The organism is Parabacteroides sp. Marseille-P3160 (genome assembly GCF_900162725.1).
In the GTDB taxonomy this organism is placed as follows: Bacteria; Bacteroidota; Bacteroidia; order Bacteroidales; family Tannerellaceae; genus Marseille-P3160.
The window spans coordinates 1,852,497-1,874,463 of record NZ_LT799418.1; the positions used below are offsets into that span (position 1 = coordinate 1,852,497).

11 protein-coding genes are annotated in these 21,967 nt (G+C 45.0%); 6 read left to right on the top strand and 5 right to left on the bottom strand.

Annotated elements, in window-relative coordinates; genetic code table 11:
• Window positions 1-174: 174 nt before the first annotated feature.
• From BQ8014_RS07355 to BQ8014_RS07370, 4 genes are all read left to right on the top strand, one after another.
• The gene (locus BQ8014_RS07355; protein ID WP_234998005.1) at window positions 175-3,549 is read left to right on the top strand and encodes a SusC/RagA family TonB-linked outer membrane protein; all 3,375 of its coding nucleotides are present in this window, start codon (window positions 175-177) and stop codon (window positions 3,547-3,549) included.
• A gap of 18 nt (window positions 3,550-3,567) precedes the next feature.
• The gene (locus BQ8014_RS07360; RefSeq protein ID WP_080903810.1) at window positions 3,568-5,355 is read left to right on the top strand and encodes a RagB/SusD family nutrient uptake outer membrane protein; all 1,788 of its coding nucleotides are present in this window, start codon (window positions 3,568-3,570) and stop codon (window positions 5,353-5,355) included.
• 121 nt (window positions 5,356-5,476) lie between these two features.
• Window positions 5,477-8,566, top strand: a complete 3,090-nt coding sequence (locus BQ8014_RS07365) for a glycosyl hydrolase (protein ID WP_080903811.1) — start codon at window positions 5,477-5,479, stop codon at window positions 8,564-8,566.
• A gap of 13 nt (window positions 8,567-8,579) precedes the next feature.
• Window positions 8,580-10,880 (top strand): alpha-L-rhamnosidase-related protein, encoded by a 2,301-nt coding sequence (locus BQ8014_RS07370; protein ID WP_080905868.1) that lies wholly within the window; start codon window positions 8,580-8,582, stop codon window positions 10,878-10,880.
• Window positions 10,881-10,909: 29 nt separating this feature from the next.
• On the opposite strand, the gene glmS is transcribed toward BQ8014_RS07370, so the two are convergent.
• Window positions 10,910-12,754, bottom strand: coding sequence for a glutamine--fructose-6-phosphate transaminase (isomerizing) (gene glmS, locus BQ8014_RS07375; protein WP_080903812.1), 1,845 nt, complete (start codon window positions 12,752-12,754; stop codon window positions 10,910-10,912).
• A 549-nt stretch (window positions 12,755-13,303) separates the two neighbouring features.
• On the opposite strand from glmS, the gene BQ8014_RS07380 reads away from it, so the two are divergent.
• A complete protein-coding gene (locus BQ8014_RS07380; RefSeq protein WP_255376324.1) occupies window positions 13,304-14,098 on the top strand; it encodes a T9SS type A sorting domain-containing protein in 795 nt (264 codons plus the stop codon).
• A gap of 166 nt (window positions 14,099-14,264) precedes the next feature.
• Window positions 14,265-15,059, top strand: coding sequence for a M48 family metallopeptidase (locus BQ8014_RS07385; RefSeq protein ID WP_087880496.1), 795 nt, complete (start codon window positions 14,265-14,267; stop codon window positions 15,057-15,059).
• A gap of 35 nt (window positions 15,060-15,094) precedes the next feature.
• On the opposite strand, the gene purU is transcribed toward BQ8014_RS07385, so the two are convergent.
• From purU to BQ8014_RS07405, 4 genes are all read right to left on the bottom strand, one after another.
• Entirely contained in the window at window positions 15,095-15,961 is an 867-nt protein-coding gene (gene purU / locus BQ8014_RS07390) for a formyltetrahydrofolate deformylase (RefSeq protein ID WP_080905870.1), read from the bottom strand.
• A gap of 109 nt (window positions 15,962-16,070) precedes the next feature.
• Window positions 16,071-17,390 carry a sensor histidine kinase gene (locus BQ8014_RS07395; RefSeq protein ID WP_080903814.1) on the bottom strand — a complete coding sequence of 440 codons (1,320 nt, stop codon included), beginning with the start codon at window positions 17,388-17,390 and terminating at the stop codon, window positions 16,071-16,073.
• On the bottom strand, window positions 17,390-18,739 hold the full coding sequence (locus tag BQ8014_RS07400) for a sigma-54-dependent transcriptional regulator (protein WP_080903815.1): 1,350 nt from the start codon (window positions 18,737-18,739) through the stop codon (window positions 17,390-17,392). Before BQ8014_RS07400 ends, BQ8014_RS07395 begins: the two co-directional genes overlap by 1 nt.
• Window positions 18,740-18,836: 97 nt before the next feature.
• The gene (locus BQ8014_RS07405; RefSeq protein WP_080903816.1) at window positions 18,837-21,737 is read right to left on the bottom strand and encodes a M16 family metallopeptidase; all 2,901 of its coding nucleotides are present in this window, start codon (window positions 21,735-21,737) and stop codon (window positions 18,837-18,839) included.
• Window positions 21,738-21,967 lie beyond the last annotated feature (230 nt).

The window sequence follows — 21,967 nt, forward strand, 5'->3', positions numbered from 1 at the left end:
CCCCGCCGATAGCGAAGGGTTGAAGCAGTAGTAATAATAACCTTAAATTAAAGACTATGCAACCAAACACATCCTGATTAAAATTGAAAGAACCGAAGAATCTGGCCATTCTTCGGTTCCAAAGGTCAACACTTCTTAATTTTTTGCGGTGAATTCCGTAAAACAAATAATCTTATGTATCAACCTAATATTCTAAAAAACATGTTTAACCATTATCAAAAGAAACAAAACCCTTTGGTAGGTAAAGATAAAGAGAAAAAAGCAAATCTCTTTATAATGATGTTACTTTTTGCGTTACTTATGCCATTTTCAATCTTCTCACAAACAAACCCAGTCACAGTTTCCGTCAAAGACGCGACATTAAAGCAATTTTTTGAAGCCATTGAAAAACAAACCCCTTATACTTTCTCGTACCGGGATATAGTTGTAGAAGGGAAAGCGGACATTTCAATCCATGCGATCCAACGTCCGGTTACTTCAATTTTAGAAGAGGTATTACCTCCCAGGGGGCTGCAGTATTCTACCTCCGGACGCTCCATTCTAATTACAAGACTAATCAAAAAGCCGAGAAGACAAATTACAGGCTCTGTAACAGATGAACGGGGTGAGCCCATTATCGGTGCAAATGTGGTAGAAAAGGGAACAGCAAACGGTACCATGACTGATATTGAAGGAAAGTTCTCGCTCCAGATCGATCCGGATGCTTTATTACAGATATCCTATATAGGCTATGATACACAGGACATGCCGATAGGTTCCAAGCAAGACATATCCATCAAAATGAGAGAAGATTCCAAAGCTTTGGATGAGGTGGTTGTTATCGGTTACGGTACTGTCAAACGTCAGGATTTTACCGGATCGGTTTCATCTATCCGTCTGGAAAATTCTCCTATAGCTTTAACATCTAATCTGAATGCACTCGAATCCATCAAAGGTAATGTCGCCGGTTTGGATATTGGAGCAACCAATTCAGCCGGAGGCCAACCTTCGATGCAGCTGAGAGGTCAGAAATCCATTTCCGGTTCCAATGATCCTTTAATCGTGGTAGATGGAGTCATATTCATGGGAAGCTTAAGTAATATAAATCCGAACGACATAGCATCCTATGATATTTTAAAAGATGCGACTTCTGCTGCGGCTTATGGTTCACGTTCAGCTAATGGTGTGATTATTATCACCACGAAAAAAGGACGTGTAGGTAAACCCATGATCACGTTCAATGCTTCCGGAAGTGTACAAAGTTGGCAGAACAGACCGGAATTAATGAAAGGAGATCAATGGCTGGAATCTGTTCAAGCAAGAAACAACAGTACAGACCTCTCTTGGTTAACTGCGCAGGAGACAGCGAATATGGAAGCGGGGAAAGAGACAAATTGGCTTGACGTGGCTACCCGGACAGGAAGTATTCAAGACTACCAACTCTCTGTATCCGGAGCAGGCGACCGGATGAATTATTACTTATCAACGGCTTATTCAGGTGATAAGGGTGTTGTTGAAGGTGATACTTATGATCGTATAACGGCCTTAGCAAAAATCACTACCGATATAACCAGTTGGTTACAAATTGGTATTGACGCATCTTTCACAAATGCAGATTACTCCGGAGCAGGTGCTAATTTGTACTATGCCACAATAATGAGTCCGTATGGCGTTTTATACCGTGACGAAGAAAACAAGTTGCTCGAAAAATATCCGTCGACACAATCTACTTGGAATCCGTTATGGGATGTATCGAGTGGAACTCGATATAATATGGACAGAAGAAACAATTTCAGAACTAACACCTTTGCATTGGTAAAACTACCATGGTTACCAGGACTTAGCTACCGGTTCAATTACTCAGGGGACCTAAGCCAGAATAAATCCGGAAATTTCTATTATGAAAGCTATTATGTGAAAGAAGGAGCTTATACTGATGAATCCAGATATAGTCCAAGCGCTTACCAGAAATTGCTTTCTTCGGCTAACGGAGCAGTAACTACTCAAAGCATATACAGTTGGGTCATTGATAATATATTAAATTATAAAAATACATTTGGTAAACATACCATCGATTTGACAGCCGTTGCTACAAGAGATCTGAAGCAATATGACGAAACGACCAATACGGGTTCCGATTTTTCGGCAAACGGGAATACAACACTCGGGATCAATGGACTCCATAAGGCAACTGTGCAAAAGATAACGCTGAATAACTATAAACGCACGAACATCGGCTATTTGGGTAGAGTATCCTATTCCTTCGATGATCGGTATTTCTTTACCGGTTCTATCCGGAGAGACGGTGCTTCAGTATTTGGCATTAATCAAAAATGGGGTAATTTTACAGCTGTAGGTCTGGCCTGGAAACCTACCAGTGAAAAATTCATACCTGACTTTGACTTCCTGGAATCATTGAAAATAAAATTATCATGGGGTAAAAACGGTAATCAGGGATTAGATCCATATGGTACACTTTCTACCATCAGTAACGGATCATCGGGCGGAACAAGGTATGAATTCGGTAACAGCACGATCCTCTATGGGTTAACAACAAGTGCCTTAGGGAATGCAAACCTGGGATGGGAATCTACCGAATCATGGAATACAGGATTCGAATCTTCCTGGTTTAAAAATCGCCTGTCCTTGGATGTAGATCTTTATTTCTCGAAAACAACAGACCAAATTTTTACGCGTGATATTCCCGTAATGACTGGGTTTAAAACCATAAAATCATCCATGGGACAGGTAAATAACAGGGGGGTTGAAGTAACACTTCGCTCGGCGAATATAGAAAGTCATGATTTTAATTGGTCCACAGGTTTAACTTTCTGGTTCAATAGGAATAAGCTCACCCATTTATATGGAGACGATCTGGACGGTGACGGTAAAGAGGATGATGATATTTCCAACAGTCGTTTTATAGGGAAACCTCTCGGGGCAATCTATGGGTATATACAGGATGGCATTGTTCAGGAAAGTGATGTAGACTATATCAAAGCGAACGGAGTAAAAGCCGGCGTACCTAAATACAAAGATAAAGACGGCGATGGTGTCATCACTTCTTCAGATAGGGATATATTGGGCTACTCGTCTCCCAATTTCAAACTGAACATGAGTAATACGTTCAATTACAAGAACTGGGATTTATACATAATGATGACCGGAACGTTCGGAGGAGGAGGATATTATCTGAAATCAAATACAGCTGCCTACATGACCAACGGTTCAGGCATTGCCAGTTCCAATGGCATTTATATTCCTTGGTGGACAGCAGAAAATCAAAGTAACAAATATCCTGCCGCAACCTTTGCTGGTGACGGAGGACGCTTTTTAGGACTTCAAAACCGGGGATTTGTACGTATACAAGATATAACCTTATCTTATACGTTCCGTGAAGCCTGGGTTAAGAATCTTTCGATCAATAACTTTAAAGTATTTGCTACAGCAAAGAATTTAGCAACCTTCACCAATTGGATCGGAGGTGACCCGGAAGTAGGTGTAGCCGTCAGAGACAATACCTATCCGGTGTTAACCACTCTTTCTTTTGGCGTAAACCTTAGTTTCTAACATGTAAAGACATAAATTATGAAAAGAATAATAATAAATAGTATATTGGCAGCCAGCCTTGCTTTTTCACTTGGCAGTTGCGATGATTCTGCGTTTTTAACTGAAAACCCAGAGACTTTCTACACGGTTGATAATGCTTTTTCCACATCCGAGCAAGTGGATCAGGTATTGGTAGGATGTTATTCTCACGTAAGGGTAATGATGTGTATGATCGAAGAAAGCGTCGTATCTTTTGCTTTCAGAGGAGGAAATGGAACAGATATGTATGATGTCGCCACCATACGAAGAAGCAATAAGTTTAATGATTACAGCGTTTTAAATGCGTCAAATACCGTTTTTTACACCAATTATTCCCATTGGTATCAATTAATAGCCAAAGCAAATCTCGCCATCTACGCAGCAGAACTGCCCCAGATATCCTGGGCTTCGGCAGAAAGCAAAGCCTATGCACTTGCTCAAGCCCGTTTCTTCAGAGCCTTTTGCTATCGTAATTTGGGAGAATTATATGGAGGCGTTCCGATTGTTACGGAAATTACAACGACACCAAGATATGACTTTAAGCGTAGTACCCGGGTGGAAACCTACCAATATGCGATCGATGAAATGGAGGCTATCTTAAATGATCTGCCTGAAACAACCTCATCGGCCGGACGCTTAGTCAAAGGCGCTGCCCAACACAACCTTTGTCAACTTTATATCGATAAAGGCGTAGCATTGGAAGAAGAATCGAAAGCGTCGGAAGCACAAACAGCCTATCAGAAAGCGATCAGTTATGGAGATGCATTAATTGACGGATCAGTCTATCAATTAATGACCGAGCGTTTTGGCTCCCGGAAAAATGAAAATCCGGATTTTTATTATGCAAATACGGAAGCGGAACAAACAGCAGACCGACTTTATTCTGTCGCAGGCCATACCATACAAGGGAATGTATATTGGGATCTTTTTCAGGAGGGAAATCAGAATTATCAAGAGGGTAATAAGGAAGCAATCTGGTGCGCTCAAATCGATTATGAAGCCTATAAGACTGAAGACAATCAATCTATGTTACAATATTCACGTGTGTTTGGCGCTGTATTTCGCGATCCAATGTCTGCTCATTTGGGAGGTGCATTAGAAGATGTCGGTGGCCGTGGAATAGTTCAGGTAATGCCTACCATGTATACTCGTGATATTATTTATGAAGGAAAATGGAATGATGATATGCGTAATTCAGAAGCCGTTTTCAGAAGACTTTTCTTAGGAAATGTAAAAACTTCCGAGTATTATGGGAAAATAGTACCTTGGAGCGTTATCTACCGGGACGGGCAAGGAACAGATGCCGTTGATGCAGCCAAAACCCAATGTTTCCCTATTTCCTGTAAGATTGCGACAGATAAATACACAGGAATAGCGGACGGACAAAACAGAAGTAATCTTTTCAGAGATGAATACTTAATTCGTTTACCGGAAACAATCTTATTACGTGCTGAAGCTAAAATGCGATCCGGAAATAAAGAGGGAGCCGCAAACGATATCAATCTACTACGTAAACGGGCAAAATGCAGCTATTTAGTAACTGCTTCCGATGTGAGTGTCGATTTGATTCTGGATGAACGCGCTCGTGAGTTAGTTTATGAGGAATGCCGATGGAATACACTCCTCCGAATGGGTGGAACTGTGGCCGTTGATAGAATTAAAAAGTATGCCTATTGGGATGATCCCAGGGCTACTCTTACCAAAAACTTTAATTTGTGGCCAATTCCTCAAGTGGTTATCGATACGAACAAAGATGTTCCAATGGTGCAAAATCCTGGATGGAACTAATTTATTCTAATAAATATCCCTCCCTATTTCAACAAATAGGGAGGGATATCTTTATTTTTCATTTGATTTAATTATATAAACTGTTAGTCATATAGTACTTTTGACTACAAATTAGAAATAAATGGGAAAGGCTTTATATACATTGTTCACGATTGTTTTTCTTATTCAGCATATTGAATGTACTGAAAAAGGAGAATCATTGATTTTAACTAATGATGGACAAGTCGGGTTTTCGCCAAGTACAGATCTCCGGGCTGATTTTTTATCACCTCCTGATTATGCAAAACCTCGTGTTTTCTGGTGGTGGTTAGAAGGTAATATAACAAAAGAAGGAATCCGGCAGGATTTGATAGATATGAAAAATGCAGGCATTAAAGGCGCTATTGTTTTTGACGCCGGTTCTTCTTCTTATAAACAGGTAAGCCGGACTGATGCCGGTCCTGTTTTTATGAGTCCGGAATGGCGGGAACTTTTCGTTTATACATGTTTAGTCGCCGACAGCTTAGATATGGAAATAAGCCTGAATATAACCAGTGGATGGAATGATGGAGGTGAATGGGTTACTCCTGAGTTTGCTTCAAAAAAGTTAATTTGGAGTGAGCTTGAGATCCAAGGCTCTAAATTGTTAAAGCAAAAATTACCTATGCCTTCCGGAGTATTGGAGGAAAAAGGGAAAGCATATTATAAACCTATTGTTGTCTTAGCATTGAAGCTCAATGAAAAATCAGACCGGATTGTTCCATTGGAAAATAGTGAGATTAAATCAGTACATTCTATTTATGCAATTCCTAAAATAGAAGAGTTAGGTTATGACTGGGATATCTTTCTGAAAGAAGAACCGTCTCCGTCGGGCGATTTTCATGCCCGTTTGTCTGATGTGATTGATATCACAGAATATGTAAATGAAGAAGGTTTTATCGAATGGAATGTTCCGGATGGAAAATACCTTATTATGCGTTTCGGCTATACAGGAACGGGTATAAAAGTTTCAACTCATAGTCCGGGGGGAGGAGGCCTTGCTATAGACTATATGAGTAAGGAGGCGATGGATTTGCAATATGAAAAAGTCGCCGGCATTTTATTAAAAGATATCGCAAGCCATAATTGCGGGAAAAGCTTTAAATATTTACATGATGATAGTTGGGAGTTAGGAGCGTCTAATTGGACAAATGATTTTGATTCAGCTTTTAAGCAATTAAATGGATATGAAATACACCCTTACTTACCCATACTTGCCGGGAGAATTGTGGATAACCGCGAAGAATCTAATCGATTTTTATATGACTTTAGAAAAACAATTGCCCATTTGATCTGGGAAAGGCATTATAAGCGGTTTTCGGATTTAGCCCATAAATCGAATTTGTCTATTCACCCGGAAAGTGGAGGCCCTCATCCGGCGCCTATTGATGCGTTGAAGAATTTGGGATTAAGCGAGATTCCCATGGGGGAATTTTGGATTCGATCTAAGACACATCGGATAAAACCAGAAGACCGTCTTTTTGTAAAACAAGCATCTTCAGCCGCACATATTTATGGAAAGCGCTTTGTTCAAGCTGAAGGCCCTACAAGTGTAGGACCACATTGGGAAGAAGATTTTGCTTATATGAAGCCAACCCTGGACAGAGTTTATTGTGAAGGATTAAATAGATTTGTAGTACATACATTTACTCATTCACCTAAAAATGCAGGAATTCCGGGAAATGAATATTTTGCGGGTACACATTTTAATCAGAATGTAACTTGGTGGGAGCAAGTACCTGCTTTCTTTACGTGGAATGCACGTAATTCATTCATGCTTTCACAAGGGCTATTTGTCGGAGATGTTTGTTTTTATTATGGGGATAATGTGCCGAATCAGGTCCCTTTGAAACATACTGTCAATGGGTTGGGTGAAGGGTATGACTATGATGTCTGTAATACGGAAGTTTTGCTTACACGAATGACTGCTCACAATGGGAAGATATGGCTTCCGGACGGAATGAGCTATGAGGTGTTAGTTTTGCCGGATAGAAAAGGTATTACCCCGGAAGTGTTACTTAAAATAGAGGAACTGGTACTAAATGGCGCAACAATCATTGGATCTAAGCCCGATACTTTTGTCGGGCTGAGAAATAAAAAAGATGCGGAATTTGTTGTCAGACAAAAAGCGGATGCCGTATGGGGAAATGTGGATGGAATATCAGTTTATGAAAATAAATATGGTAAAGGTAAAGTAGTCTGGGGTAAAGCGGTGCGTGAGGTTTTACAGGAAAAAGGGATCTTACCGGATTTTGAATACAAAAGTAAAAAGAAGAATGCATTTATAGATTATATACATCGGAAAACAGGAGAAACAGATATTTATTATGTTGTTAATCGCAACGAACAGCCTGAGTATCTAATCGCTACATTCAGGATAGATGGAAGAGTTCCCGAGAGATGGAATCCTGAGACAGGTGAAATCACTCCGTTGACTTTATATACATCCCAAGATAGTCAAGTCTCAATTCCATTGTTTTTAGAACCTTTTGGTTCTACATTTATTGTTTTTAGAGAAAAAGTGACCGGAGATTATCTGAATGCTCTGTATAAAGATGGGGAAATGTTATTTCCGTATTTGCCAAAAGATACATTTGAAACCATCCCGTTTGTTACTACCTCCCAAGGTGAACTGGTATTTATGAATCCGGGGAATTATGTTTTAAAAAATAAAAAACAGAACTTGCCTTCTCTCTCTGTTTCACCAGCTAAGAAGAAAGAATTTAAGAATTTATGGGAAATTCAATTTAATGATAAATGGGGACGTTCTGAAAAAATCGAATGGGATACATTGCGGTTGTGGAATGAACAAACGATCCCACAAATAAAGTATTACTCAGGAACGGCCACTTATGAAAATAGTATAATGGTCGATAAAGATGAGTTGAGCAAAAAATATGTATATTTGGACTTAGGAAAGTTGTATAATATAGCCGAGGTCTGGATTAATGGAGTTAATGCAGGGGTATGGTGGCAACCTCCTTTTAAAAAAGATATCACACGCTATCTTGTTGCGGGAGAGAATCAATTGCAAATCAAGGTAGTTAATTTATGGCCTAATCGACTCATTGGCGACCAATTTTTGCCGGAAGAAGGGAGAACCACTAAAACAAATGTGATAAAATTCACAAAAGACGTATCATTATTTCCCTCTGGGTTATTAGGTCCTGTCTCTGTTCTTATATATGATTAATATTTTGTCAATTATGAAAAAAAGCAAACGTTGTTTTTATTTTTTGTTATTAATGGCTGTTGTCTATAATGGTAGTAAGATTTGGGCAGATAACCGGCCGGTGGGATTATTAACCGATTTGCTGGAGTATACCGATCGGGTGTATCTGGATGGGTATCCTTCTACGCTCACTTTATCCCAGATGCCGGATGCGATCGAGACGATGCAGGTCGCGAAGGTTGCTTCGGCAAAACCATCCTTTAGTTGGATTGTACCGGGGAAACAGCAGGGCACGAGACAGACAGCTTACCGGATTATTCTCTCCCAATCATATGATGAGGCAATGAACCATATAGGAAGTATCTGGGATAGCGGAGAGACTGAGAGTGCGCAATCTACGGCAGTCCGTTATGCCGGAGAACCGCTGAAGCCGGGACAGACTTATTATTGGCGCGTGAAAACGATTACGAATACGGAGGGGGAGAGCGACTGGTCGGAGATCAAAGGATTTTGTACGGCTGCAGAGTTAGTGGGATATGCACAAGCCGGTTATCCGTTGACTAAGACGGCGGAATATCCGGTAAAGGTCACTACTCCGGCCGAACAAACGGTGTTGGCTGATTTCGGAAAAGCGGCTTTCGGACAACTGAAGGTTACCTTGTCTTCGGAAACCGGAAGAGATTCGGTTTTTATCCATCTGGGAGAACAACTGAAGGAGGGTAGGATAAACCGGAAACCCGGTGGTACGGTACGTTATCATATGTATCCGCTTGCTTTGATGAAGGGAACGCATACTTACCGGATTAAAATTAAAAAAGATAAACGCAACACCGGAGATGCTGCCGTTTTGATGCCTGCATACATTGGTGAAGTGCTGCCTTTCCGCTATTGTGAGATCGAGCGGTATGCTGCTTCTCTACCGGAGCATGCGATCCAACGGGAATCGGTTTATTATCCTTTTGATGATAACGCCGCCTCTTTCAGCTCTTCCAACGATGTACTGAATCAGGTTTGGGAACTCTGTAAATATTCAATCAAAGCGACTTCTTTCCTCGGTACCTATGTCGATGGAGACAGGGAGCGGATTCCGTATGAAGCGGATGCACTGATTAATCAATTATCCCACTACGGAGTCGATCGTGAATATTCCATGGCACGCCGTTCCCATGAATATCTGTTGAAGCATCCGACCTGGCCCACGGAGTGGATTCTCCAGGCCGTACTCATTGCCTGGAATGATTATTTATACACAGGAGATGACCGCTCGCTACAGGACAGTTATGCCATACTGAAGAAGCGGACCTTACTGGAACTACGCGGACAAAACGATTTGATCTCTACGACTACAGGATTGCAGTCTCCCGAGTTCCTGCAAGGTATCCGGATGAAAGATAAGATCAGAGATATTGTGGACTGGCCTCATACCGGTATTCTCGGGCTGAATAAGGCCGAAGGAGGGGAAGCCGACGGTTTTATTTTTACCGATTACAATGCCGTGACCAATGCATACCATTATGAGGCCTTGAAATTGATGTCCGCTATCGCCGGTGTACTGAATCTTCCGGAAGATAAAACTTTTTACGCCGGAGAGGCCCGTACCTTTAAAGAACGGTACAATAAGGCGTTTCTGGATAAGCGGAAAGGATATTATAAGGATGGCATTACGACCGATCATGCTTCGTTGCATGCCAATATGTTTGCGCTGGCTTTCGGACTGACTCCGGAGAAGAACCGGGCTTCGGTTGCTGATTTTATTCGTTCCCGCCGGATGGCCTGTAGTGTCTACGGAGCACAGTTTCTGATGGATGCCGTCTATGAAGCTCATGATGCGGATTATGCACTCTCTCTGTTGACGGATACGACCGATCGGAGCTGGTATAATATGATCCGCGTCGGCTCGACCATCTCTTTGGAAGCGTGGGATGATAAATACAAACCGAATCAAGACTGGAACCATGCTTGGGGAGCGGTTCCGGCAAATACGATCCCGCGCAAGCTGATGGGAATTGAACCGGTAAAGCCCGGTTATGAACTTGTGCGGATAAAGCCTCAGACCGCTTCCCTCGAATGGGCGAAGATCGAAGTCCCGACGATCAGGGGAAGCATCGGACTTTCCATTGAAAACAAGTTAGATTCCGATCGGCGTTATACCCTGAGACTCCACCTGCCTGCAAATATGTCTTCCGAAGTCTATCTGCCGTTGCCTTCCTTTGCTGACTTCAAAGTGACGAATAACGGACAAGAAGTGAAAGCCGGTCGTGTCAAAGGGGAGCCGTTCCTTTTCGTCGGCACCCTCATGTCCGGTAATTACGAGTTGGAAATAACCGGTCGATAAAATGGACCGGCGGTTGCGGTAGAGTTTACTTATTCTACCGTAACCGATTTTGCCAGGTTACGGGGCATGTCCACATCCCGCCTTTTGTTGACGGCAATATGATAAGCCAGCAATTGAAGCGGAATGACCGACAGCAACGGATCCAGGCATTCGATCGTCGAAGGGATCTCGATGCAATAATCGGCCAAAGCCTTAATTACTTCGTCGCCTTCGTTTACAATGGCGATCACACGTCCTTTCCGCGCTTTTATCTCTTGGATATTGGATAGTACTTTTTCGTAAACCGTACTATTCGTCGCAATAATGACTACCGGCATTTCGTTGTCGATCAGTGCGATCGGACCGTGTTTCATCTCTGCCGCCGGATAGCCTTCGGCATGGATATAGGAAATCTCCTTTAATTTCAAGGCGCCTTCCAATGCGATCGGATAATCATAGCCGCGACCTAAATAAATAAAGTTTTGGGCATAGGTGAAAATAGCGGACAGTTCTTTGATCTTTCCGTCTATTGCCAGGATTTTTTTAATTTTGGAAGGGATGTGTTGCAATTCCTTGATGGTTTCAAGATAGTGTTCCTTCGTAATGGTTCCCTTTTCCTCTGCGATAGCCAATGCCATCATGGTCAGGACGGTCACTTGCGCCGTAAACGCTTTCGTCGAGGCGACGCCTATCTCATGGCCGCAATGGGTGTAAGAGCCCGAATCTGTATTTCTCGGAATCGAGGAACCTACCACATTGCAAATGCCGTATACAAAGGCGCCGGACGCACGCGCCAGTTCGATTGCCGCCAGCGAGTCAGCCGTTTCGCCCGACTGGGAGATCGCAATGACTATATCGTTCGCATGGATGACCGGCTTGCGGTAGCGGAACTCCGAAGCGTACTCCACTTCGACCGGTATCCGGCAGAACTCTTCGAACAGGTATTCCCCGATCAAGCCGGCATGCCAGGAAGTACCGCAGGCGATGATCAATATCCTGTCGGCGTAGATGAATTTATCTTTATGGTCGATGATGCCGGACAGCGTCACATGCGTTCCCTCCACATTAATGCGGCCGCTCATGCAGTTCTTCAGTGTTTCCGGTTGTTCGAAAATCTCTTTCAACATAAAATGGGGATAGCCTCCCTTTTCCAACTGGCTCAGATCCATTTCCAACTCCTTGATCTCGGGAGTTTTCTCGATATTGGAGATCGTGACGATCTTGGGTTCCTGGTCCCTGTGGAGTACCGCGATTTCCTCGTCTTCCAGATAGATAACCTTGTGTGTATATTCTACGATCGGAGAGGCGTCGGAAGCGATGAAAAATTCATTATCCCCGATGCCTACAACGAGCGGGCTGCTTTTCCGGGCAACGATCAGTTGATCCGGATTCCCCTTCTCCATCACGGCAATGGCATAGGCGCCGACGACATGATTGAGCGCGATCTGCACGGCTTTAAAAAGATCGCAGGTATGAGTCGCTTTGATATATTCAATGTATTGGATCAGGACTTCGGTATCCGTATTGCTCTGGAAGGTATATCCCTTTTGGATTAAGTTTGCCTTGATAACCGCATAATTTTCAATGATCCCGTTATGGATCAACGCCAGGGAGCCCGTTTGTGAACAATGCGGGTGCGCATTGATGTTGCTTGGCTCCCCGTGAGTGGCCCAGCGGGTATGTGCGATGCCTATCGTTCCGCTTAAGTCCAGCTCTTTTACGGATTTCTCCAGCTCGTCGACGCGGCCTTTCGCTTTATAGACCGAGAGCCGGTTTTGAGGGTTAATCAGGGCGACACCGGCGCTGTCGTAGCCTCTGTATTCAAGACGGTGTAACCCTTTGATTAAAATAGGGTAAGCCTCTCTGAAACCTATGTAACCTACTATTCCGCACATAGACAATCGTTTTTTAATTGACAAAACGAAGGATAACGCCTATAGATCAGGTTTTTTCCTTCTTGTTATAATGAATGAGTACGCGCAAAGATACACTTTCTGCTTTAGCACGAAAGGCAAAATAAAAGCTTTTTTCATTTTTTATTGGGGGCGGTTTAATTCTTGCCGGACAATTCTCTTGTTTATCCTCTCAAATGGATGCAGAGAAAGCATGCTTTGCATCTGCTTTATTGAGTGTTTCAACGTACTTATTTTATTTGCATTGCACTAACGATTCAATTTTCTCTGGCCGTACGAAGATCTTTTAATGACCGTGCGAAGATCTTTCATCGGCCAGTGAAAGATCTTTTGCCAACCGGGGAAAATCAGTTTTTTACTGCCCGTTCAACGAAAAGGCTCTGCCTCTCTTCTGTTTTGCCTATGCCATGGCATGAAAAAGGGTAGAGAATTAATTGAGTATAAATCTGTCATTCCCGCCCAAAGCCTTTCCGGTGATGAATTGGAGCGGCTGCCCCGGTACCCCCGACGCCTCCTACTTATACGATCAGCCTGAACACCTCCCAATTGATCATTAATGCGGGAGAGAGAGCGGACCTCCAAGTGACTATAACGACAAGCGCAACTGCTACGCCGACCGTTCGATGGTCATCGTCCGACAGTAGCGTTGCCGATGTAACGGGAGGCGGGGGAGTGATCGGTATAGCCGGAGGATCTACCTTGATAACGGCTACTATTGGCGATACAATCAAAGCTACTTGTATGGTTACCGTACGTGATGTAGCGGTAGAGCCGGAAGTTAATGAAATAACATCCCATTCGGCCATATTGACATTCCCTAAATTAGCAGGCGCTTCCTATTATCTGATCCACTTGTATGAAAGGAATGGAGCGGCACGTACTCCTGTTGTTGCGTTGAAGGTAAATCCCGATGGAACGGTTGCGATTGTCCTGCGCTCGACTACGAATACCATCAATCTGTCATTAAGTGAATTGAAAGCGGAGACCTCCTATGAGGCGGACATTGATGTCGTCAGAGAAACGAATGGGAAAGTGGAGATTATCAGTACGCTTAAGTCCGCATTTAAGACAACGAAAGAATCGCCTACCGCGGCAGACGATCCGACGGCTTCTCCGAAGCGCGTTTATTATAGCGACGGCCTATTGACGGTCGAAGGTCTGGAGGGATATACGATTACTGTATATTCACTAAGCGGAAACGCGCAGAGTGTCTTTAAATCCGTTCAAGAGATTGAACGCAAGAAGTTGAGCCTACCGGATGGAGTGTATGTTGTTACTGCTACGAACGATAGCAGCAGGCATGTATTTAAGATCCCGGTCAGATAACTTTCAGTTTTTTTGATAAACGAAATGGCTATGCCTGTTTCACCCAAGAAACGGAATTCCGGATTTCTCGGCGAAAACAGGCATAGCTTTATTGAAAGTGTAACGAAATTCCGATAAAGATTGTTGAAAAAGATATATATTTGCGGAAATTATAAAACGTTGTGTTATGATTAAGAAAATAGGACTATATATTATGTGCGCTTTCCTGCTTGCTTCGTGCAGCAGTGTCCCTTTGACGGGAAGAAGACAGGTCTTGCTCGTGTCGGATCAGGACGTGTTGTCATCCAGTCTTTCGCAGTATCAGGAATACATCAAGACGGCTCCTTTGTCTACCGATGCGAAGGGCAAGGCGATGGTCGTTCGCGTGGGCCAAAAAATTGCGGCGGCTACGGAACAGTATCTCAAGAATAACGGGCTGGAGAGTGAAATCCAAAATTTCAAATGGGAGTTTAATCTGGTGAAAGACGACCAAATCAACGCTTTTTGTATGCCTGGCGGAAAGATTGTGGTCTATGAGGGATTGCTGAAGATCGTCGGCTCGGACGACGAGTTGGCTGTTGTCATCGGACATGAAGTGGCGCATGCCGTGGCAAAGCATAGCAATGAACGAATGAGCCAGGAATTGCTTGCCCAATATGGTTCTTCGATAGTCAGCAGCGCTTTGGGAAATAAGTCGCAGGCCGTACAGTCCCTGGGCGGAACGGTTTACGGCTTGGGAGCCCAATATGGGGTCATGTTGCCTTTCTCCCGGAAACATGAATCGGAAGCAGACTATATGGGACTTGTCTTTATGGCGATGGCCGGCTATAACCCGGATGTAGCCGTCGGTTTCTGGCAGAAGATGTCGGCCGCCGGTAGCGGCAGCGTTCCCGAATTTATGAGTACCCACCCGAGTGATGCCACCCGTATCCGGGATATCCAGAACCACCTGCCGGAAGTGCGGCAGTATGAGAAAAAATAAGATTTGCCTCGGCAAAGCGTTATCGGACGGAAATCTCAGCTAAAAATGATGGTCTTGTTTTTGTAAACAAGGATTTTCCGTTCGATATGTTTTTGTACGGCGCGAGAGAGCACGATCTTCTCCAATTCCTTCCCTTTATTAACCAAATCATCCACGGCGTCCTTATGCGTGATTCGGGTGACGTCCTGCTCGATGATCGGGCCGGCGTCCAACTCCGAAGTTACGTAGTGGCTGGTCGCCCCGATAATCTTGACTCCGCGGCTGAATGCAGCGTGATAAGGTTTCGCCCCGATGAAGGCCGGGAGGAAAGAGTGATGGATATTGATGATCCGGTTCGAGTATTTTTCGATCATCTGCTCGGAGATGATTTGCATGTAGCGCGCAAGGACTATGAAGTTGATTTTGTTTTGCTCCAATAGTTCCATCTCCTTTTGTTCCTGCTCCGATTTATTATCCTTGTCAATGGGAAAAAGATGGAAAGGGATGCCGAAACGATCCGCCGTCTCCTGCATGTCGGGGTGGTTACCGATGATCAACGGAATTTCCACATTCCATTCGCCGGCCGTATAATGTGCCAGCAGATCGAACAGGCAATGGGACATCCTGGAAACGAAAATCGCCATCCGGGGAGTGTCGTTGGCGAAATAGAGACGGAATTCCATCGTATATTTACGGGCGTAAAGCGTATCGAAATAATCCTTGATTTTATCTTTGGGAATAATGAATCCGGCCAAATCCCATTCCAGGCGCATGAAAAATAAATTGTCCACCCGGTCGACATATTGGTCCAGATAGACAATGTTTCCTCCGTTTACGCGAATAAAATTCGTAATTTCAGCAATAATTCCAGGTTGGTCCGGGCAGTGAAGCAGTAGCTTGGCTACATTTTTATTTGTTGTCATTGTTAAAATATAGGATAGAATAAATCGTTTTGCCTTATCAGAAAACAAAAGTACATAATTTTTCCTCAATCTGTTTTAATGGCCTCAAAAATCGAGTATACTCGATTTTTCAGTCGTTAAAAGCCAAAACGAAAGTCGTCAGAGGCTCTTCTTTATTGTTTTGGAGCGTCAGGCTGCCTCCCGAAAGATTCATGATCTGGCGAGATATGGAAAGTCCGATTCCGCTGCCTCCCTTTTTGGTGGTAAAAAAGGGAATGAAAATCTCCTCAGCCTCTTTAGGTGAGATGGCCGGGCCGTTGTTGCTGATTTCGATGAGCACCGTTTCTTCCTCATTGCAATAGGCGTGGATGCAGATCGCCCCGTCCGGTTGGTCCCCGATGGCTTGCATTGCATTGTTCAGCAAGTTGATAATCACCTGGTAAATTAACTTTTCGTCCGCATGGATGATCAGGTCTTCCGGTTCGATCACAGTTGAAATCGAAATATTCGGATGTTTGCGGTCGGCCCGGACAAGCGTTACGGCCTGTTCAATCAATTTGTGGACATAGAATAACGAAGGTTCCGGCGTCGGAATATGGGTAAACCGGCGGTAGGAATCGACAAAGGAAATCAGTCCCTGGCCGGTCGAATGAATGACTTCCAAGCCCTCCCTGACCTCGCTGTTCACATCCGCATAGCGGAAAAGGAGGGTTTCGCTCAGGGAGGTGACCGGCGTGATCGAGTTCATGATCTCATGTGTCAGGACGCGGGTCAATCGTATCCATGAATCAATTTCCTTATAATCCAGTTCCCTGTTGATATCGTTGATCGCAATAATGCGGACATGCTTCTGCTGAAGAGTCATTCCGGAGGCCCGGACGGACAGGTTGGCCGTTCCCCGTTCATGTGAAAACGAAACCTGGCGTTTTTCGCCGGGTTGGATGTTTTCGATCAACATCTCCAGTTTCTTGTCGATGCGCGAAAGTTGTTTTACGTGCGTAAAGATATTCAGTCCCAACAGATGCATGGCCTCATTATTGACCTGGTAAACGTATCCGTTGTCATCGGTCACCAGGATGCCGGTATTCACACTGTTGAGAATCAGCTCGTAATACTTTTCCCGCTGCACAATATCCGCTTTGGCGTCGGAGAGGATTCGGATGATCCGGTTCAGGGACTGGATCGTTATGCGGTCGGAAGCGGACGGCAGCTTATCGACGGCATACTGGAATGCCGAATCTCCGTTTTCGATAGCATCGAAGAGGTAGGAGATTTTCCGGGTATATTGCCGGTAGAAACGGAAAAGCCGGAAGACGGCATAGAGATCCGCAAGGAATAGGATCGCGGCCGGTATCCATGCCCTTACGCACACGGACCAGGTGAGTCCTGCGGTAAGCGCCAGAACGAGAAGGAGGTGGAAGCTAAAGCTGTTAGTCAATTTAACCGGCATTATAATTCGTATCTTTTAAGTTTATTATATAAGGTCTGTCGCGAGATCCCCAACCGGTTGGCCACCATGGAAAGGTTACCTTCGCACTGTTCGAGTGCATTTTTTATCATCCGGCATTCCATCTCCTCCAGTGTAGTGGCTTCCGGCAATTGAGGCGATTCTTCCCGTTTGGGAAAGACAAAATCACGGGCTTCGATCCGGCTGCCTTCGGAGATGATCACTGCCTTTTCGATGGCGTGTTCCAGTTCGCGGATATTTCCCAGCCAAGGTTGTTCCTGCAAAAGCGTTTTGGCCTCTTCTGCAAACGTTTTGGGCGGTTTGTTGTAGCGGGATAAATACTTCCGAAGGAAGATTTCCGAAAAGGGGATGATGTCTTCCGGCCGGTTCCGAAGGGGAAGGGTTTCCACATGGATCGTGTTAATGCGATAGAGAAGGTCTTCGCGGAAGGTTCCCTGCTTTACCATCTCCTGCAGGTTCCGGTTCGTCGCGCAGATCAGGCGGATGGATACCGGGATAGGGGTATTGCTTCCTACACGGACGACACTGCGGTTTTGGATAGCCGTCAGGAGCTTCGCCTGTAAGTGATAGGAGAGATTCCCTATTTCGTCGAGAAAGAGCGTCCCGTTGTCCGCCTCTTCAAACTTTCCGGCCCGGTCGGTCCGGGCGTCCGTAAAGGCTCCTTTGACGTGTCCGAAAAGTTCGCTTTCGAAGAGGGTCTCGGTCAGGGCGCCCATATCCACCGATACCAGCTGCTCTTCCCGGCGGCCGGACAGGCGGTGAATCTCGCGGGCCAGCATCTCTTTTCCTGTACCGTTCTCTCCCGTAATCAGGATATTTGCATCCGTCCGGGCTACTTTTTCTATTAGGATATGTAGTTGCTGCATCCCTTTGTTTTCGCCCCAGAACATACCGTTTTCGCGGTCTTCTTTCTCCTCCCTTTTCTTCTTTACCGCTTTCCCGGTACGTAGGTTGTAGGCAGCTTGCATGGTCTCGATCAATTTGGCGTTATCCCAGGGCTTGACGACAAAATCCGCCGCCCCTTCCTTGATTCCCTTTACCGCCAAGTCGATGTCGGCAAAAGCGGTGAAAAGAACGACTTGTACGGCCGGAGTGATCTTCTTGATTTCCGACAACCAGAATAATCCCTCGTTTCCGTTATTGATCCCGGTCGAGAAATTCATGTCGAGTAGAACCAGGTCGATCTTCTTTTCACCGCGAAGAATCATGGGAATTTGGTTGGGATTCGGGCTGGTGATAATTTCGTCGAAATAGGGAGTTAACAACAGGCGTACGGTAGTCAGTATGCTTTTATTGTCATCTACCACTAAGAGAATTCCTTTTTCTGCCATATCTCGGTGCAATTTGAGGGTAAAAATAATAAAAAAGCTGCGTCCGGACATCTCCAAACGCAGCTTTCTTTAATTTTCTTCCCACGCACGAATAGGCTTAATAGCCGAATATCTCTTGCTGGGTCAGGGTGGTTACTTTGCCAATCTTCTTCAGTGCATTCAAATCCAGGTTCTTCGTATTGCCGAGGATGCAATAGGTGTACGGCTTGCTTTTGATATAGCTCTCCTGGAACTTCTTTACGCCATCCAGGGTCAACGCCGGCACTTTCTCAAACAGTTCGATCCTTGAGTCGGTATCATAACCGAATTCCTGTGCGTCCAGGTAATTCCAGAGGACATCTTCCCGCAAGATCCGTCCGGTGCGGATGTCAGTCAGGATACTCTCCTTGGCGATGCCAAAGGCTTTTTCGGATACCGGCAGTTCATTCAGTATCCCGTTGAATGCTTCGATAGCTTCTTTCATCTTGTCGCTTTGGGTGGCGATGAAACTCGTCATGTAATAGGAGCGATCCGGTTTGGAAGGACGGTTGTAGCCGGCTCCCGCAGAATAAGCTAAACCACGCGCTTCGCGCATTTCCTGGAAGACGATGCTGTTCATGTTCCCACCGAAATAATTATTATAAAGTGTCCGCACCGGTTCGATCGAACGGTCGAATCCGCCTCCCTTATGCACCATCGCCAGATAAATCTGTTTGGCATCATAGTTGGCAAGCAATACCTGGTTTTCTTTGGTATCCTGTTCGATGAACTTGGTCGCCGGAGGAACGGGTTGCAAGGTGGCGGCCAGGGCGTGCTTCTCATTTAACTTCTTGGTGATTTCCTTCTCGGAGAGCGGGCCGTAATACAAGACCTTGTGTTCGTAGTTCTTCAGGTTTTTGATGCGGGTAACCAACTCTTCCGGGTTCAGGGTCGTCAGTTCTGCTTCGCTGAGGATGTTTGTCGCCGGTGACTGGGAACCCCAGAAGGCATAATTCCGCAACATGCTGAAATTGGACTGTTGGTTCAGTTTGGCATCCGCTCGCCGTTTCAGAATATCTTTCGTCAGGTTGGCGTAGGTTTCCGGGTCGGCTTTCGCATCGGCGAGCCGTTCCTCCAGTAATTGAAGCGCCTTGTCGAAGTTTTCGCTTAGTCCGTTTACATAGACATAAACGCGGTCGTCGGTAGCCGATACTCCGAAGGAGCAGGCCAGTTTGTATAGTTCGCTTTTGATCTCTTCGGCTGTCTTGGTCGACGTTCCCAAGTAATTCAAGTAATTGAAAGCCGTTCCCAGCGCCTTGTCGTTGTTATTTCCCATTTCGAAGACGTAGGTAAGCGAGAACAACGGATTTGTTTCGTTCTTTTTGTAAAGCAAGGGAACCTCCTGCTTGATCTTCAGCTTGCCCAGGTCTTTGTTATAATCAAGGAATACCGGTTCGATGGGTTTAACTTCCCTTGTTTTGATTTCCGCCAGGAACTTGCTTTCCTCGTCACGGTTCGCAGCGATCGGCGTAATATGCGGCTTCTCTATCTTTTCTTCATCGGCCTTGCCTTCTTTTTTATAGATGACGGCATAGTTGTTGCCGAATGTCTTGTTGGCAAAGTCTACTATGTCCTGCTTGGTCAGCTTGGAGAGGTAATCGATCCTGTTCACCTGATCCTTCCAATCCTGTTTGTTGATAAAGGCGTCCAGAAACAGGTAAGCGGCGTATTCCGGTTCTTGCGCCTGGTAGTAGCGGTCCAGTTTGTAATTGTTGATAGCGGCTTCCAGCAGGTCGTCCTTAAAGTCGCCCTTCTTCAGCGCTTCGATCTGTCCGAGCAATAAATCGCGGACTTCGTCCAGGCTCTGTCCCTGTTTCGGGGTGCCGGACAATTGGAATACACCGTAGTCGGAGAAAGCCATCATGTAAGCGTTCGCGCGCAGCACCTTTTGCTTTTGCACCAGGTTCAGGTCGATTAATCCGGCTTTGCCGTTATAAAGCAGAGAGCTGATCAGATCCAGCGTGGCGGCGTCCTTCGTATTGGCGGCCGGCGTGCGGTAACCGATGGCCAGGTTGGCAGCTTCCAGCCCGACTACTTCTTTCACGATCGGAGCCGTGACCGGTGTCTCCGGTTCCGCCTTCAGTTCCGGTACTTCCTTTGCCGATATAGAGCCGAAATATTTATCGATCACCGCGATCACGGAATCAGGGTCGAAATCTCCGGCCATACAGACCGCCATGTTATTCGGGACATAGTAAGTTTCGATATGCTTTTTGATATTGACGAGCGAAGGATTTTTCAGGTGTTCTCCCTTGCCCAGCACGGTTTGTTTCCCATAAGGATGATGAGTAAATAAAGAACTGAGCATCGTTTCATATACCTTCCTTCCGTCCCTTGTCAGGCTCATGTTGTATTCTTCATATACGGTTTCCAGCTCGGTATGGAACAGGCGGAACACTGGATTTGTGAAACGGTCGGCCTCTATCCTGGCCCAGTTTTCGATCTCATTGGAAGGGATGTTCTCCGTATAGGCGGTGAGGTCGTATGAGGTGAAAGCGTTGGTTCCCTGCGAGCCGATGGCGGACATCAATTTGTCATATTCGTTGGGAATGGCGATTTTGGAAGCGGCTTGCGAAATGCTGTCGATCTGGGCGTAAATGGCTTTTCGTTCCGCAGGATCGGTCGTTGCACGGTGTTTTTCAAATAATTGTACAATCTGATCCAGCAGGGGCTTCTCTGCCTCATAGTCGGTCGTGCCGAAATGGGTCGTCCCTTTGAACATCAGATGTTCCAGGTAATGGGACAGGCCGGTTGTTTCCGCCGGGTCGTTTTTCCCGCCGACGCGGACGGCTATAAATGTCTGGATACGGGGTTTGTCCTTGTTCACGGACAAATAGACTTTCAATCCGTTATCGAGTGTGTAGATACGGGCTTTCAACGGATCGTTGGGAACTGATTCATACTTATACTTCGATCCGCTGCAGGAGACGGAGAGTATAACCATTGCCATTCCGGCAAGAAAATAACAAAGTTTTCTCATACGAATGATTTTTTGGTGATATAAAAAATAGCAAATAACGAGTCTCTGCAAGAAGAACTTAGCAAATATATGCATTTTTATTTATAAAATAGTCTATTGTTTTTATTAATGAGTGCTGATAAATAAAAGATTGACGTTTTGCAAGTAAAAAGGATAAATACTCAAAAGAGGTGGGTGCGTCCTCTCTTGCCGGCCTCCGAAGGCGGCAATCTGCTTTTTTTTTGTAAATT

What these genes read in the sequence shown, in the direction of transcription:
- BQ8014_RS07360 (WP_080903810.1), top strand. Translation starts at nt 3,568, where the DNA reads ATGAAAAGAATAATAATAAATAGTATATTGGCAGCCAGCCTTGCTTTT.
- BQ8014_RS07385 (WP_087880496.1), top strand. Translation starts at nt 14,265, where the DNA reads ATGATTAAGAAAATAGGACTATATATTATGTGCGCTTTCCTGCTTGCT.
- BQ8014_RS07405 (WP_080903816.1), bottom strand. Translation starts at nt 21,737, where the DNA reads ATGAGAAAACTTTGTTATTTTCTTGCCGGAATGGCAATGGTTATACTC.
- BQ8014_RS07370 (WP_080905868.1), top strand. Translation starts at nt 8,580, where the DNA reads ATGAAAAAAAGCAAACGTTGTTTTTATTTTTTGTTATTAATGGCTGTT.
- BQ8014_RS07395 (WP_080903814.1), bottom strand. Translation starts at nt 17,390, where the DNA reads ATGCCGGTTAAATTGACTAACAGCTTTAGCTTCCACCTCCTTCTCGTT.
- glmS (WP_080903812.1), bottom strand. Translation starts at nt 12,754, where the DNA reads ATGTGCGGAATAGTAGGTTACATAGGTTTCAGAGAGGCTTACCCTATT.
- BQ8014_RS07365 (WP_080903811.1), top strand. Translation starts at nt 5,477, where the DNA reads ATGGGAAAGGCTTTATATACATTGTTCACGATTGTTTTTCTTATTCAG.
- BQ8014_RS07355 (WP_234998005.1), top strand. Translation starts at nt 175, where the DNA reads ATGTATCAACCTAATATTCTAAAAAACATGTTTAACCATTATCAAAAG.
- BQ8014_RS07400 (WP_080903815.1), bottom strand. Translation starts at nt 18,739, where the DNA reads ATGGCAGAAAAAGGAATTCTCTTAGTGGTAGATGACAATAAAAGCATA.
- purU (WP_080905870.1), bottom strand. Translation starts at nt 15,961, where the DNA reads ATGACAACAAATAAAAATGTAGCCAAGCTACTGCTTCACTGCCCGGAC.